General features: G+C 33.3%; 7 protein-coding genes. 3 read left to right on the top strand and 4 right to left on the bottom strand.

The annotated features are described in order from the left end of the window. Window positions 1-178: 178 nt before the first annotated feature. Window positions 179-3,499, top strand: coding sequence for a cell wall-binding repeat-containing protein (locus P8V03_RS15650; protein WP_318798897.1), 3,321 nt, complete (start codon window positions 179-181; stop codon window positions 3,497-3,499). A 66-nt stretch (window positions 3,500-3,565) separates the two neighbouring features. On the opposite strand, the gene P8V03_RS15645 is transcribed toward P8V03_RS15650, so the two are convergent. The 3 genes from P8V03_RS15645 to P8V03_RS15635 all read right to left on the bottom strand — a co-directional run bounded on the left by P8V03_RS15645 (window position 3,566) and on the right by P8V03_RS15635 (window position 12,465). Then, window positions 3,566-7,600, bottom strand: a complete 4,035-nt coding sequence (locus tag P8V03_RS15645; protein ID WP_318798896.1) for a cell wall-binding repeat-containing protein — start codon at window positions 7,598-7,600, stop codon at window positions 3,566-3,568. 219 nt (window positions 7,601-7,819) lie between these two features. Beyond that, window positions 7,820-11,275: a cell wall-binding repeat-containing protein gene (locus P8V03_RS15640; RefSeq protein WP_318798895.1), complete on the bottom strand. Its 3,456-nt coding sequence runs from the start codon at window positions 11,273-11,275 to the stop codon at window positions 7,820-7,822. A 434-nt stretch (window positions 11,276-11,709) separates the two neighbouring features. After that, window positions 11,710-12,465, bottom strand: coding sequence for an Ig-like domain-containing domain (locus tag P8V03_RS15635; RefSeq protein WP_318798894.1), 756 nt, complete (start codon window positions 12,463-12,465; stop codon window positions 11,710-11,712). Between the two features lie 247 nt (window positions 12,466-12,712). On the opposite strand from P8V03_RS15635, the gene P8V03_RS15630 reads away from it, so the two are divergent. After that, entirely contained in the window at window positions 12,713-13,573 is an 861-nt protein-coding gene (locus P8V03_RS15630; RefSeq protein ID WP_318798893.1) for a tyrosine-type recombinase/integrase, read from the top strand. A 14-nt stretch (window positions 13,574-13,587) separates the two neighbouring features. Next, a complete protein-coding gene (locus tag P8V03_RS15625) occupies window positions 13,588-14,460 on the top strand; it encodes a hypothetical protein (protein ID WP_318798892.1) in 873 nt (290 codons plus the stop codon). A 366-nt stretch (window positions 14,461-14,826) separates the two neighbouring features. On the opposite strand, the gene P8V03_RS15620 is transcribed toward P8V03_RS15625, so the two are convergent. After that, window positions 14,827-14,985 (bottom strand): hypothetical protein, encoded by a 159-nt coding sequence (locus tag P8V03_RS15620; protein ID WP_318798891.1) that lies wholly within the window; start codon window positions 14,983-14,985, stop codon window positions 14,827-14,829. Window positions 14,986-15,070 lie beyond the last annotated feature (85 nt).

Genomic DNA, 15,070 nt, shown 5'->3' with positions numbered 1-15,070 from the left:
TAAATAATAACATATATTTGCTCCTTAAAATAGGCCTTTAGTAAATAACAGGATTAAATCCCACCGATTCCCGAGACGATTTTATTATTGTTATCGCATAATCAGTATTTATAATTGAATTTTTATAGTATAATATTGTTATATTACCTTATGGTGGAAGATAGGAGGGTATTACAATATGAAAAAGATAACTACAAGAGTACTTGCTAGTGCCACACTAATGTCCTTAGTATTAACTACAGCAATATCAACTGGCGTTGTGCAAGCATCTGAGCAGATTACAAGAATTGGGGAAGCAGATAGATATGAGACTGCTGCTAAGGTTGCCACAACAAACTGGACTAATCCTGAAAACGTAATTTTAGTATCTGGTGAAGGCTATGCCGATGCAGTAAGTGCTTCAGTACTTGCAAAACAACTAGATGCTCCAATACTTTTAACTACTCCAAAATCGCTTAGTTCAAGTGCTAAAGCTGCATTGGATACATTGAGCCCTAAAAACATCTATGTAATAGGTGGAAATGCTTCTGTATCTCAGTCAGTAAGAACTGAGTTGAAGAAATACAATTATAAATTAGTAGAGCTAAGCGGAAAAAATAGATACGAAACTAATACTGCCGTTGCGAAGAAATTGGTAGAGCTTGGTGTTAACGCTGATAATGTTATGTTAGTTGGTGGAGAAGGCTTTTCAGATGCTCTATCAGTAGCTTCTGTAGCAGCTGCCAAGGGCCAAATTCTTTTACTAGGAAGTAATGATAATGGTTCAATGAAATCAATTCTTGAATTCATAAAAGCACACAATTCAAAAACTACTGTTATTGGTACAAGCAATGTTATAAATGACAGTATGTATAGTAAAATTGGAGCCATTGAAAGAGTACACGGTGGAGCTAATAGATTTGAAACAAACTTAAATGTACTTAGAAGATTTGCAGAAGACTTAAAAACTGACAAGCTATTTATTGCCAATGCTTCCGGTGACGGATATGCAGATGCTTTAGTAGCTTCATCATTGGCAGGAAAGTGGGCTTCTAATTTAGTATTGATTGATAATGCATCTTCATCATCTACAAGTGAAGCTTTAGACTACATAAAGAATAAAAAGAATGATTCCACTGCTTTAAATGTTATAGGTGGAAGAGGAGTTGTGCCAGATTCAATTATTTCTAAAATAGAAGATGTTCCAGCTGAAGTTCCTGAAACTCCTACTATAAATGAGCCTACAGTAAAATCTGTAACTTCTAATGGACTTAGTCAAATTAAAGTTGTATTTAACACTGATGTAGACGAAGATACAGCAGAACTTGTAAGAAACTATCAGATTGATGGAGATAATCTATCTTCTTCCTCAGCTTCTGCTACAGTTCAGGCTGATAAGAGAACGGTATTGATTACCTTCTCAAAACCTTTTGCACAAAATAGTGATGCTAAGTTCACTGTTAAGGATGCTATACTAGATAGCAACTTAAATTATACTATAAAAAAATTCCAGCAAAAACTTGAGTTTTTCGATACTGGTCATCCTACGTTAGATTCCGTTACACCTGTAGGTGGAAATAAACTAGTAGTTAAGTTCTCACAACCAATAAGAATGGATAAGAGTGCTTTATCTTCAATGAAAATTAATAGACAAAGTGCTGCAAACTACGGTTTAAACTCATCCGAATCTACTTTCTACAATAACTCTGGTGAGTGGGCTGATAAGGTAGAGCTTTATTTTAACTCATCACTGCCAATGGGTACTAATACCTTTACTATACCAGATGGGGATGTAGGCAAGAAATTTGATACTGCTGCTGGTTTCCCAGTAAAGGCAACATCCTTCGACTTTACCATTGGTTCAACTTCTGGTACTCCAGAGGTTACTAAAGTAACTAGTGAAGGCTTAAGTGCTATTTATATAACTTACAATAAAACTATGGACAAACAAACTGCCCTTGAAGACAGTAACTACAAAATAAATAACTCCACAGTTGCTGTAGATCCAGAGGATATAACCTTTGTAGAAGGTTCAGAGGATAAGATTGTTAAAATAAAAGATTTAGACAGATACCTTGAAGATGGAGAAAATGAAATTCTTATAAAGGATAATGTAGAGGATACTTACGGAAATGAAATAAAAGAAACAAAGATGAAATTTGACGTAGGTAATGATTCTGATAAACCACAAGTTACCAATGCATCTATAATTGATAAGAATACAATCCGCGTTAAGTTCAATAAAGACGTAGTTAGCAGTTATGCTACTGATGAATCTAACTATAAGTTAATTGATTCCTCTGGAACAGATATCAGTTATAAAATTAATGACATAATCAGAGGAAGTTCTTCATCTGCAGACTATAAGAGCACTTATTTCATTAAGTTTAAAGATGCAGATCGTTTAACTGATTATGAGTATACTTTAACAGTTAGAAATATTATTGACACAAATACTGTTCCAAATATAATGGATACTACTACAAAAACAGTTACTAATTCTAGTAGCTCAGCTCCATCAGTAGTATCAATAACTAAAAAATCAGATGATACTCCTTCTGTAGTCATATTCTTTGATAGATTTATGGATGAGGATTCTCTTTTAAATTATGCAAATTACTATATTACTAATGGAGAAGGAAAAACCGAAAGACTTCCATCTGATTCAAAACTTTTTGTAAATTCTGATGGCAAGAGTGTAACCATAGAATTTTCCTCCTCTTATGAAATAGGTGATTCAAAATATGATAACTATATTAAGAGAGTAGGAGTATCTGACGTTAAATCTAGAGAAGGAGTTCCTTTAGTAGGTTTATACATGGATAATATAAGCAAAAGTACTAGCAATGGCCCAGAATTTATAGATAACTCAGGAAAACTTACTTATGATGGTGATGATATTAGGGTTACACTTTCCCTTACAGCACCTTTAGATGTATTAAATACAGGTGACTTTAAGGTTTCTGGAAAAACTCCAGACTCTGGTTTAGTATCAGGAAATGACGTAATTCTTATATTTAAATCTGGAATTAAAAATAACGAAAAAATTGATGCTATAAACAGCAATACTACAAGCACTACAATTAGCATAACTAATCCGCTTTCTGTGGATGTAGCAGGACGTAAATTAAAATCTGCTTCGGATATTTTAGTTATGCCGCCAAGAACTGTTGCAAATTCTTGGAGTGCACGAGGTGGTTACATCAGCTCAGTAGATATTGTTTTCAATCAAGATATTGATGATGATATTGAAAAGTCCTATAATGATGACTTTGTATTTATAAATGAGTCAACAGGCAAAAGACTTGATGTTACCTCTGTATCCGTAGATGATAGAACTATTACTTATAGTTTTGACAATAATTCAGTACAAGTTGGTGACAAAATTAATGTTAAAGCAAATTCTTATTCCTCTTCTATCAGCATAAGAGGTGAAGAAGAAGATGATAACGGCTACTATGGAGTATACAGCCCATCAGAAGCTGATTTAGATGGTAGATCAATCACAGCAAAAAAATAAGGAATCATTTTCCAAAATAATAGCCCGCCTCAGGGACGAAAAATTGTCCCTAAGGCGGGCTGCCTTTTAGTTCACTTCAGTTGTGATTGGTTCTTTTCCTTGAAGTTCTGCTAGTGCTTTGTCTAGCTGTGTTTGTACTGCATCAACATCAACTTTAACTGCATCATTCTTTGCTGCCAAAAGTTCTGCTGCTGCTAATTTATCTTTTACAGCTATATATTTCGTCAGATCAGTAAAATCTTCTGGTTTTTTCCCATCTATTGCTGTATGAGCCGCTGTTATAGATGCTTTTAATTTTGATATATCAACTAAAGCTGTAACTGCTGCATCTAACTCTGATTTTACAGTGTTAACCTGCTCTTGGGTTCCTTCATTTTTTAATGCTACAGCAGCTGTCAACTTATCCTGCACAGCTGTCCATGTTGTTACTGTGTAGTTTTCCTGATGTAATGCTTGAGCTGCTGATATTGATTTGTTCAAAACTTCTACGTTAACTAGTGCAGTACAAGCCTTATCTAATTCTAATTTTGCATTATCTATTTCTATTTGTTTCAGAGTAGTTTTTTCATTTATTTCTTTAGCTTCTGCTAACTGGTTTTTCATAGCTGTCCAGGAAGCAGTAGTATAGTTAGTCTCTACTAGTTTTTCAGCTTCTACAATTGAGCCTTGCAGAGTCGCTTTGTCAATGGATACAACTTTAGCTGTTACTACTTTAATCTTTGTATCATCTTTACTTGGCTTAAACTTAACATGCTTTCCATCTCTATCTTCTTCGCTCTTAATATCTATATCATCTTCATCATGGGCAACAGTTATATCAATTTTGTCTCCCTCTTCTACATCACTTTCATCAAGATCTACTATAAATACTAATGTATTGATATTATCTACTACTTCTTGTCTTACACTACTAATTTCAAGCTGTTCTCCTTGGCTTGAGTTTACAAATTCAAAGTCATCTTTATAGGAATTTACTATATCATTATCAACAGGTGTCTTCATGGTAATATTTATTTCTGCAGCAGTTACTTTTCCATTAGCTACTGTTAATGTTGCACTATAGTTATCTCTATCTGTTTCTGGAGCTATATCATTATAATAAAGCTTTTGATTATCTCGTCCTATTTCTCGTCCTGCTATATCCTCTGATGGGTCTGTTGAAGATGGTCTTATCTGGAGCTCTGCGTTAACTCCAAGGGCTTTTATCTTATCAGCAGTAGAATCTTCATCAAAGGTAAGAGTTACTGTTCTACCATTGAAATCTGCGTCATCTGCTTTTATCCCTGAAATCTTGAAGTCTGCTGGATTGATTGTGTCTAAAGCAGTACTTAATTCAAAATCTGCTTTAACGTCTTCATCATCTGTGTATAATCTAAAGGTATCTTCCTCTAGCTTTGGACCACTACTTGCAGATCCACCTATAGATAATGCTCCTATAAATACATCGTTACCTGCAGCATCCTGGACGGTTCTTAAGCCAATCTTCTTTACTGCATCCTCATCTTTAGGTGCACTTGAAGTAGTATACACAGTCTTTCCAGTATCATCAAAGTCTATAACTACAGCCTTGTTATCAGAACTTGGTGTTATATCAACATCCTCTGGTAAATCCTCTGATTCCCCATCTCCATTAATATAATAGTAGTTATCTATATCTGAAATTGAAGACTCATCCATTTCTGAATCGAAGTATATAGCTACCTCTTTGCTAGATTTCCTAAAGGCTTCTATATTTTCTATATTTGTTGAAGCATCATCACTTCCATCTACAGTTAATGTCTCATCATCCATTTTATTTGGTTCTGATGCTTTATCAATTATATTTTCAACAGTTAAAGTATATTCAGAACTGTTTAATTTATAAGATGACCTATCAAACTTTATATCATAGGTATCTGTATCTTCCTTATTTTTTTCATCTACATCAGAAGAAGCTCTTATATATACTCCTGATTTCTTCATTAAATCTATATTATAAGGATCTCTCAATTCATAGTTATCTTCATTTGTGGCATAAGCATATCTAACATCTTCACTAAATTGAACACGAAGAGTTTTACTGTCAATTACTATAGCACTTAATACTGAAGGATCTGTTTCATCCTCTTCCTTATCAAAACTCTCCCTTGTATCTTCATCCATTTTGTTTCCATAGGCATCTTTAACTCCATCAGTAATTGCTAATACGTTTGTGTTATTCTTTAATATATCACTATCGATTTTTGTTATTTTTACAGTGCAATCATCATCTTCAAGTTCAAGTTTGGCACCATCTATATCCTTATCATTTATTGTATAATAGTCTTCATCTACGGCTGTCTTTGTATCCATTGGTCTATCAAACTTAACACGGATTTCTCCGTCATCGGAGCAGGTAATGTCTTCTATTTCTGGTTCTGTATCTATATCCTCCACTGAAACATTTTCTTCTGTTTCCTTAACTGCAAAACCGGCAGCATCAACTAATACTCCATTATCTCCTTCTTCAATTTCTACTGTACGTTCTCCAGATTTAAGTCCTGAAGGTAAATAGAATTCTACTTTACTTGCCCAAGTTTCATTTCCATTAGTGGCCTTTTCCTTTATCTCACTATAATTATTATTATAATTGGATAAGCTTTTGCCATTTACTTTAATATAACTTGCCACTTTACTTAAACTTGGCATTTTTACTGCTTCTGAGAATTCTACTACCAGCTTATTATTACCTCTAATGGACACATTCTCAACAGTTGGTGCTGTAACATCTCTAAATTCTATTTTCTTATCAAAGGATTCTATAGTTTCAGACTTGTCTTCAGTTAGTATACCTTTTTTAATTGAAACAGTCCTTTCGTTTCCTTGATTTATATCAAATTCATCTTTTACTAAAGTAATTCTTACAGTATTATTATTTATTAGTTCAGCATGAGCGTTGTCATCATCTAGTGTTGTCCCTGCAACCTTGTAGTTTGACTCCAATTCTGCTGTATCTTCATCAACATCAGTATCAAATATAACATCAAATTGAATGAGGTTTATCGGCTCAATTGAAGACACTGAGTTATCTCCGTTAGTAGTATGTCCTCCATTATTATTGGGAGTTGGATTAACAGCCCGATTTATAGCATTAACAGTAGACTCTGAAACAACACCTGTTCCACCTACAACATTAAGATCAGTAGTCTTAGAGGCTTTATTCCTAACATAATTTATTGCATCCGCTGTTGCATCTGTTCCAAGTTCATCTACTAATACCAGTGGGGAAGCGTTTTTCCCTGCCAATGCTGAAGCTACCAAAGCATCTGCATATCCATTTCCACTGGCATTAGCAACATATAACTTGTCAGATTTTAATTCTGAATCAAATCTTCTTAAAACATTTATATTAGTTTCAAATCTATTCCTTCCACCATCTACTCTTTCAACAGCTCCAAGTTTATTATATATACTGTCGTTTATAACGTTGCTTGTTCCTACAACAGTTACCCTGGAGCCATAATTTTTCACAAAGTTTACTACTGGTCTCATGGAATTTACATCATTACTGCCTAGGAGCAAAATCTGCCCCTTTGCTGCTGCCACAGGTGCTACTGATAAAGCATCAGAAAAGCCTTCTCCACCAACTAGTAAAATGTTGTCAGCATTAACACCAAGCTCTACCATCTTTTTAGCAACGGCTATATTGGTTTCATATCTATCTCTACCCTGAAGCTCTATTAAATTATAAGAATATCTTAAATTATTTCTTACCGATTGACTTATTGAAGCATTTCCACCTATTACATATATGTTTTCTGGATTTAATGCTTCTAATGCTGATCTTGTATCAGAATTTAGTACCCTTGATGTAGTCAAAAGTATTGGTGCATTCAATTCTTTTGCTAATGCAGATGCACTTACTGCGTCTGCATACCCTTCTCCCGAAACTAATACTACATCTTTAGCACCACTTGCCCAATTTGATTTTGCAACAGAAGCTGCAGTTGCGTATCTATCTGCTCCACTAGTTCTCGTAACCTGTCCTACTGCTGCATAAGCCAAATTAGGTGATAAAGCTGAAGTTAAGACTAAGGAAATAATACTTCCACTGGCTAGTACCTTTCTATCCTTTTTACTCATAACACCCTCCAAAACTTATTTTTGTTTCATGATATTTTTATCTCAATGCTAATCAATAAATATTTTGAAATTTCTCACTCTATCTTATTATTATATCATTACTTTCACACTTTGTTAATTAATGGAACAGACTTGTAAGATAAACTTTTTATAAACTTTTCAAAAAGAAAAAAGTAAGAGCTAGATTGCTCTAACTCTTACTTTTTAAATCTTACAATATTATTTTACAACAACACTCTTAACTTTCTTGTCATCGTTTGATGGTACAAACTTAATGTGTTTTCCATCTCCATCTTTTGCTGTTCTAATATCTATTTTACTGTCATCTGTTGCTGTAGTTACTTCTATGCTATTTCCAGCTTTTATTGTTGTGCTGTTGATTGTAAATACTAATGTATTACCAACTACTTCTACACCACTAACATTAAGCTTAGCTCCGTTGCTTATGAATACAAAGTCATCCTTGTATGAATCCTTTATTTCAGTGTCAACTGGTGTTTTCATTGTGATATTTACTACTGCACCTGTTACAGCTGTACCATCTACTGTTAAAGTTGAAGTATATCCATCTCTATCAGTTTCTGGTGCTATTGCATTATACTGTACTAATGTTTGGTTAGCTGTAAGTTCTGTATTTATCTTACGTCCAGCTATATCTTCTGATCCAGTTGCTTTTACTGCAAGTTTAGCATTAACTCCAAGAGCTTCTGCATCTTCTGCAGCATTTGTTGTAACGCCATCAACTGTCACATCTGTATCCTTGAATGTAAGTATTACTGTTTTGCCACTAAAGTCTGCATCACTTGCTGCTACTACCTTTGTACCATCTGCTGATGTAAGTGCAAAGTCAGCTGCATCTATTGAATCTAATGCAGTATCTAATTGGAATTCAGCCTTAACATCATCACCATCTTTGTACATCTTTAGTGTCTTGTCTTGTACTGATAATGTAGTGCTTGGTTTAGCTGCAATAGTTAACGCTCCACCGTATAGCTCGTTACCTGAAGCATCTTTAAGGTTTTTAACACCAATTTGTTTTACCTTGTCATCTCCAGATGTTGCAGTTGGATCTATTGACTTATTAGCATCTTCGAAGTCTATAACTACACCTTTGTTGTCAGCACTTACTGTTATATCTGCATCTTCTGGAAGGTCTTTAGTTTCTCCGCTTCCATTAATGTAGTAGTAATTTGCTTTATTTGATATTGAAGCTTGATCCATCTCTTTGTTGAAGAAGATAGCTACTTCTGTTCTATCTGCTGCTGCATCTGAGTAATCCTTTAAGAATACTTCTTGTACTACTGGTGATTGATCATCATTTCCATCAAGTGCTACTGTGTAATCATCCATTTTATTTGGCTCAGTTGCTATATCAACTATATTCTTAACACTTAAAGTATATTTTGAACCATTTAATAAGTTAGTTGCGTTTCCACCGTTTCCAAATGTAATATCATAAGTGTCAGTATTACCAGTTTCAGCTCCTGCTGCTTTGATTACTACTCCACCCTTAGTCATTAAGTCAACATTGTATGCATCTCTTAATTCATAGTTATCAAGATTTGTTGCATAAGCACTGTTAACATCTTCGCTAAATTGGATACGTAGTGTTTTGCTATCTAATATATTAGCACTTACTACTGTTGGCTTAGTTTCATCTTTTTCTTTGTTGAATGTTACTCTTGTATCATCAGCAAGCTTATTGCCATAAGCATCTTTAACATCTTTCTTAACTTCTAGCACGTTTGCATTATCTTTTAATATTCCGCTGTCTATTCCAGTTATTTTTACTACTGTATCATCTTCTTTTAACTCGAATTTTGCTGTAGATATTGCTTTATCATTTATTGAATAATATCCTGCTTTTACAGCTGCTTTAGAGTCCATTGCTCTGTCAAACTTAACTCTTATTTCACCATCATCAGTAGCTGTGATTTCTTTTACTGTTGGTGCTGTAGTTACTGCATCAACTGTAACTGTCTTAGTTTCTTCTTTAAATGTAAATCCTGCAGCATCCTTTAATGTATTTCCAGTTGTGTCTTTAACCTTTATTGTATTTTCTCCTGAGTTAAGTCCTGAGTTAAAGTAGATTTCTACTTTGCTTGCCCAAGTTTCTACTCCATTTGTAGCAGCTTCTTTTACTGTTAAATCAACACTTGATAAGCTCTTTCCATTTACTTGGATTAATGATTTTAATGCAGATTCATCAGTCATGTTAACTGCTTCTGAGAATTCTATAACTAATTTGTTGTTACCTCTTATAGATGCACTCTTTAATGTTGGAGCTGTTATATCTTTGAATTCTACTTTTTTATCAAACTTTTCTATAGTTTTAACTTTATCAGCTGTTAAGATACCTTTCTTAACTGAAACTGTCTTTTCATTACCTTGTCCTATTTTGAATGCATCATTTACTAATGTAACTCTTACTGTGTTATCATTTATTAATTCTGCATGAGCATTTGCTTTTACTGTAGTACCATTTGCATCTGTGTAATCATCATGTAAGTCAATTCCAGCAACCTTGTAGTTTGATGCTAATTCAGCTGTGTCTTCATCAACAGTTGTGTTAAATACAACATCAAATTGGTTAAGGTTTATTGGATTTACTGATGCTACTGTGTTATCACCAGTTTGTACTGGAGTTGGGTTAACTGCTTGAGTTACTGCTTTTAATATTGCATCTGAAACAACACCAGTTCCACCAACAACATTTAAGTCAGTTTTCTTACTCGCATTAGCCTTTATGTAAGCTAAAGCATTAGTTGTTCCTGTTGCGCCATCTTTGTCAACTAATACTAATGGTGCAGCATATTTTCCAGCTAAAGCTGAAGCTACTAGAGCATCTGCATATCCATTATCTTGTGCATTATAAGCTGCTGATGCAACATATAATTTATCAAATTTAACTGTATCCTTGAATGCAGTTAAAACTTTTTGGTTTGTATCCCATCTGTCTGATCCGCCATCTACCCTGCTAGTTGCTCCAACTGCACTGTATATAGCTTCATTTATTACATTTTTAGTTCCAACTACTGTAACCTTTGAGTTATGCTTCTTAACAAAGTTAACAACTGGGCTCATGTAGTTAGCATCGTTCATTCCTAGTAAAAGGATTTGTCCTTTAGCAGCTGCTATTGGAGCTACTGAAAGAGCGTCTGAGAATCCTTCTCCCCCTACCATTATTACATTAGCTGGATCTACTCCTAATTTAACTAATTCTTCAGCTACTGCTGAGTTAGTCTCATATCTGTTAGCTCCACCTAATTCTGTTAGTTTGTATCCATCAGCTTTTAATCCAGCTCTTACTGCTGCTGAAACTGAAGCATCTCCACCAACAACATATATGTTCTTAGCACCTAAATCGCTTAATGCCTTCTTAGTATCAGCGTTTAATGATTTAGCTTCTGTTAGAAGTATAGGTGCATTTAATTTTTTAGCTAATGCTGATGCGCTCACTGCGTCTGCATAGCCTTCACCAGATACTAATACAACTGTTTCTGACTTGTCCCAATTCTTTGTAGCAACTTGTGCTGCTGTTGCATATCTGTCAGCACCACTTGTTCTTGTTGCTTCTCCTGCTGCAGCTTTAACTGGAACTGCTGATAAAGCAGTAGTTAAAACTAGAGACATTAATGTAGCACTTGCTAAAGCTCTTTTACCCTTTTTACTCATATTCTAATACTCCTCCTAAAGAAAATATAATTATTTTACTTTTGATGATTGTTACTAACTAATTGCTGCCATTGTTTTTCAATCTTATGCTAAGTTATTACTGTCTTTTCTGTTGTCATCTAATATTTTGTCTCAACCGATGTTTTCATTATACTTTTAACTTTTCTTCTTTACAATCTATGAATTATTGTTAATTACTGAATGTTAATCCACGTATTCATTATATATCCATATTGTATTCCACACTGTTCAATAGTAGTAAAATAATGTAAGCGTGTTATACAATATTAACCACAGTAATCATAAAGTTACACTATTTCTAGGGTATAAATCCTTATTATGAGTAAAAATAAAAAACCACTAAATAGTTGACCTTAATTGGTTAACCTTTTAGTGGTTTTGATGCAGGGAAATCATTCCTTTGTAAATACTACTTAATCAAACATACTCTTTATTTTTAGCAATGTACCTATTGAAAAATTACTTAATATAGCACTTTGGAAATCCTCTTTTTCAGCATTTGAGAGACTTTTATACTTTGCTTTAAGAGCTGCTGTATTTATTGTTATAGATGGATCATTTATCTTTGCATCTACTGATGATTTTAATTCAGATACTAAATCTTTTTCAGCCTGTGTTTTTACTATTCCTTTAACCTTTTCTAGTCCACTAGATGCTTCTACTAAGACAGGATCAGCCTCAGAAGTATTACCTGAGCCACTGGAGCCGCCTGAACTACCTGTGCCACCAGAGCTGCTGGAACTTGCTATAGTAAAGCTCATTCTAACTTCCTTTGAAAGAGTTTTATTAGTTTTGCTATTTAAGGACTTTTTTATAATTATAGTATAGGTCTGTCCAGCTGAATAATTTGAACTTGGTGGTAAAACATCTATAGAAGTATTATCAGAACCTGCAGTTAACTTTACCGAAACAGCTTGTCCCTTATTATCTATTACTTGTACACTGTCTTGACTAAGAGAGCTATAATCTACTTCTTTATTAAATTTTATTGTCCATTTCTTATTAGAAGGTATATTACTCTTAGACTCTAATAATTTTACTTCCGAATTCGCTGTTGTAATAGCTGAATATGTATTGTTGTTAATAAGATTAACATCAGCGGCAGCAGCTTTTGCACTAAATAATGAAACACAAATTATAGATGCTGTAAAAATAGTTTTTAATTTCACACTAATCCCTCCCCTTAAGGTTTTGAATATATTATACCACAAAATTGTAAGTTAACCACAATTTACTTAAGACAAAGCTGCATATATTTCCTTTATCTGCAAAGGATAATAATATAAGAGAGTATTTTATAAAATTAACCTATTAACCCATTGCATTCACTATTTGACACAATTTCTAAAAGTTGCTATTATATTGTCATAATTTAATATTTTTTTCCAAAACATAACAAATTAGGAGGTAAGTATTTTGCTGCTTAGGGATATTCTTAAAGAATTTATATATTACCTTAAAATAACAAATAAAAGTAACGAAACAATAAAGTCTTATACTTCAGATCTTATGTGTTTTGAAAATTTCCTAGAGGAAAAGTATAATTGTGCAATTTATTTTAACGAAATAACACTAATAGATATAGAAGACTATTTGTATAATTTAAAAGAAAAAAACCTAAAAACCGCTAGCCGCAGTAGAAATCTCTATACTCTTCGTTCACTGTGGAATTATGCTTATAAAAATAAGCTCTGTGAGTATAACTTAGCAATGGCAGTAGAGCCGATTAAAATACAAAGGAAAGAACGTGTCTTTTTGTCACTAGAAGAAGTAACTACTCTCATAACCTCCATTGATCATCCTTTAATCGGAGTTGTGGTACAAACCTTGTTTTACACAGGTATGAGAATCAGCGAATGTTTAAACTTACAATCGAAAGATGTAGATTTTGATAATGGTGTTATACATATTATTAACGGTAAAGGTGGAAAAAACAGAAATATACCTATAAATAAAAATCTTCTTCCTATCCTTAAAAACTATATAAAAAATTATCGTTCGGACATTAACGGAAATTATTTTTTTGCCACGGAAAAATCAGGCCGTCTTAGTGCCCCTTACGTTAACAGAGTAATAAGTGATACTGTAAAAAAACTTGGCTGGGAAAAACACGTCAGTGCTCATATACTAAGACATAGCTTTGCCTCCAATCTTATAAAGAACGGGGTAAACCTAGTATATGTTCAAAAGCTTTTAGGCCATTCAAATTTAAAAGTAACTTCCATATATACCCATGCAGATATGGAAGATTTAAATGAATCTATAAATGTATTATAAAGGATGTGATCTTTATGAATGATAACTATTACGACTATGAAGCAGAATATGAAAGTGCTGCAGTCCTAGAGAATTTAGAAAAACATGAATATGATGACAAGTATATACTTAAAAAACTAATGGAAGGCAAAAGCAGAGAAGAAATCGCCTTAAATCTTAACCACAAAAATTATAGAACTTTAGATATGTATATGCGTAGACGGGGATACGTATGGGATTCTATTCGTCAAACTTATATAATAAAAAATAATTTTTCATCAAAGGAATCTTTTCACGATTCAATGAGTGGAAAAGTACAAAGAATAATTTCATTATTCAGTAGTGGCCTTGACCCAATGGAGGTTGCAAAAAAGGCTGGTATGTCTGATCATCGTTCAATGGCCGCTTATATGAAAGCAAAGGGATATATATGGTCTTCAGAAAGTCAAAATTACATACTTTCAAAAGGCAAGCAAAATACTAGAGATAACCTAGAAACTGAATTTCAAAGCCTAAAAAACTTTTCCTCTAATACAAACTTACAGGAAGATGACAGATCAATTGACAATAAAGATATAGTAGACTACAATTTAGCCTCACTAAGTACATCATCATCCCAACTTGAACGGTTAGAAGGTTTAATCCCTATGTTGGAGATGATTAACAAAAATAGAGATAAACTAGCAGAATTACTTTCCTTTAACACTTCTGCTACTATTCCACGATATGTAGTTGGTGGGATAACTATAACTAAGTCTTTGTGTATGTCCCATTCTCTTGCAGAACTTATTAAAGAGTTCAGCAAGGAAAAGAATATAAGTCAAAGAGAGATCTTTGAAGTAGCTATAATTGAATTTTTCAAAAAATATGGTTATGAAAGAGAAATTAATTCATTATTTTCTTCTTAAAAATATGTTATCATTGCGCTACATAAACCCCTAATTTAAACATACTTCAAAATGTATGTTTTTAATTCCAGTTAACATCATATTTGTAATATGATGTTTTTTATTTACTCAGTTACTTGCTTTTTATAATGATTATTCTTTTAAGCTTTATTATATATTTATATTTATAATAAAGCAACATTATATCTTTATTAAATAATTATACAAATTATTCAAAAGCAATAGATTCTATATATTAACATAATGTATAAATAACAAATATAAAGAATTTATTATCCCTTTTGTACAAGCTATACTGCCATTTTTAGCCTATGGGAAATTATGTATAAAAATTGGAAATATAAGTGCTATTAATGAAACAACTCTTCAAGTAACACTATCTGGTGTTCCAACAACAACTCCTGTAGCTGGAGACTTCTCAGTAACAGCATCAATCAATGGCGCTGCTCCAACAACAATCACTGGTACAGTAACAAAAGTAGAAGAGAATAAAGTAACTATATCTGTACCGGAAATTCCTGCCAAAGATATAGATCAAAACGTTACTTATAGTATAGCATACAAGGGTGGACAAGGCAAGTCAGTAGATGTTGTAGTAAAGAAAACATCT

Source organism: Clostridium tanneri, assembly GCF_033659955.1.
In the GTDB taxonomy this organism is placed as follows: Bacteria; Bacillota; Clostridia; order Clostridiales; family Clostridiaceae; genus Clostridium_AM; species Clostridium_AM tanneri.
This window is presented reverse-complemented; position numbering and strand designations above follow the sequence as displayed.

Excerpts from the sequence above, each read along its gene's own strand:
- P8V03_RS15645 (WP_318798896.1), bottom strand. The coding sequence starts at position 7,600 with ATGAGTAAAAAGGATAGAAAGGTACTAGCCAGTGGAAGTATTATTTCC.
- P8V03_RS15625 (WP_318798892.1), top strand. The coding sequence starts at position 13,588 with ATGAATGATAACTATTACGACTATGAAGCAGAATATGAAAGTGCTGCA.
- P8V03_RS15640 (WP_318798895.1), bottom strand. The coding sequence starts at position 11,275 with ATGAGTAAAAAGGGTAAAAGAGCTTTAGCAAGTGCTACATTAATGTCT.
- P8V03_RS15650 (WP_318798897.1), top strand. The coding sequence starts at position 179 with ATGAAAAAGATAACTACAAGAGTACTTGCTAGTGCCACACTAATGTCC.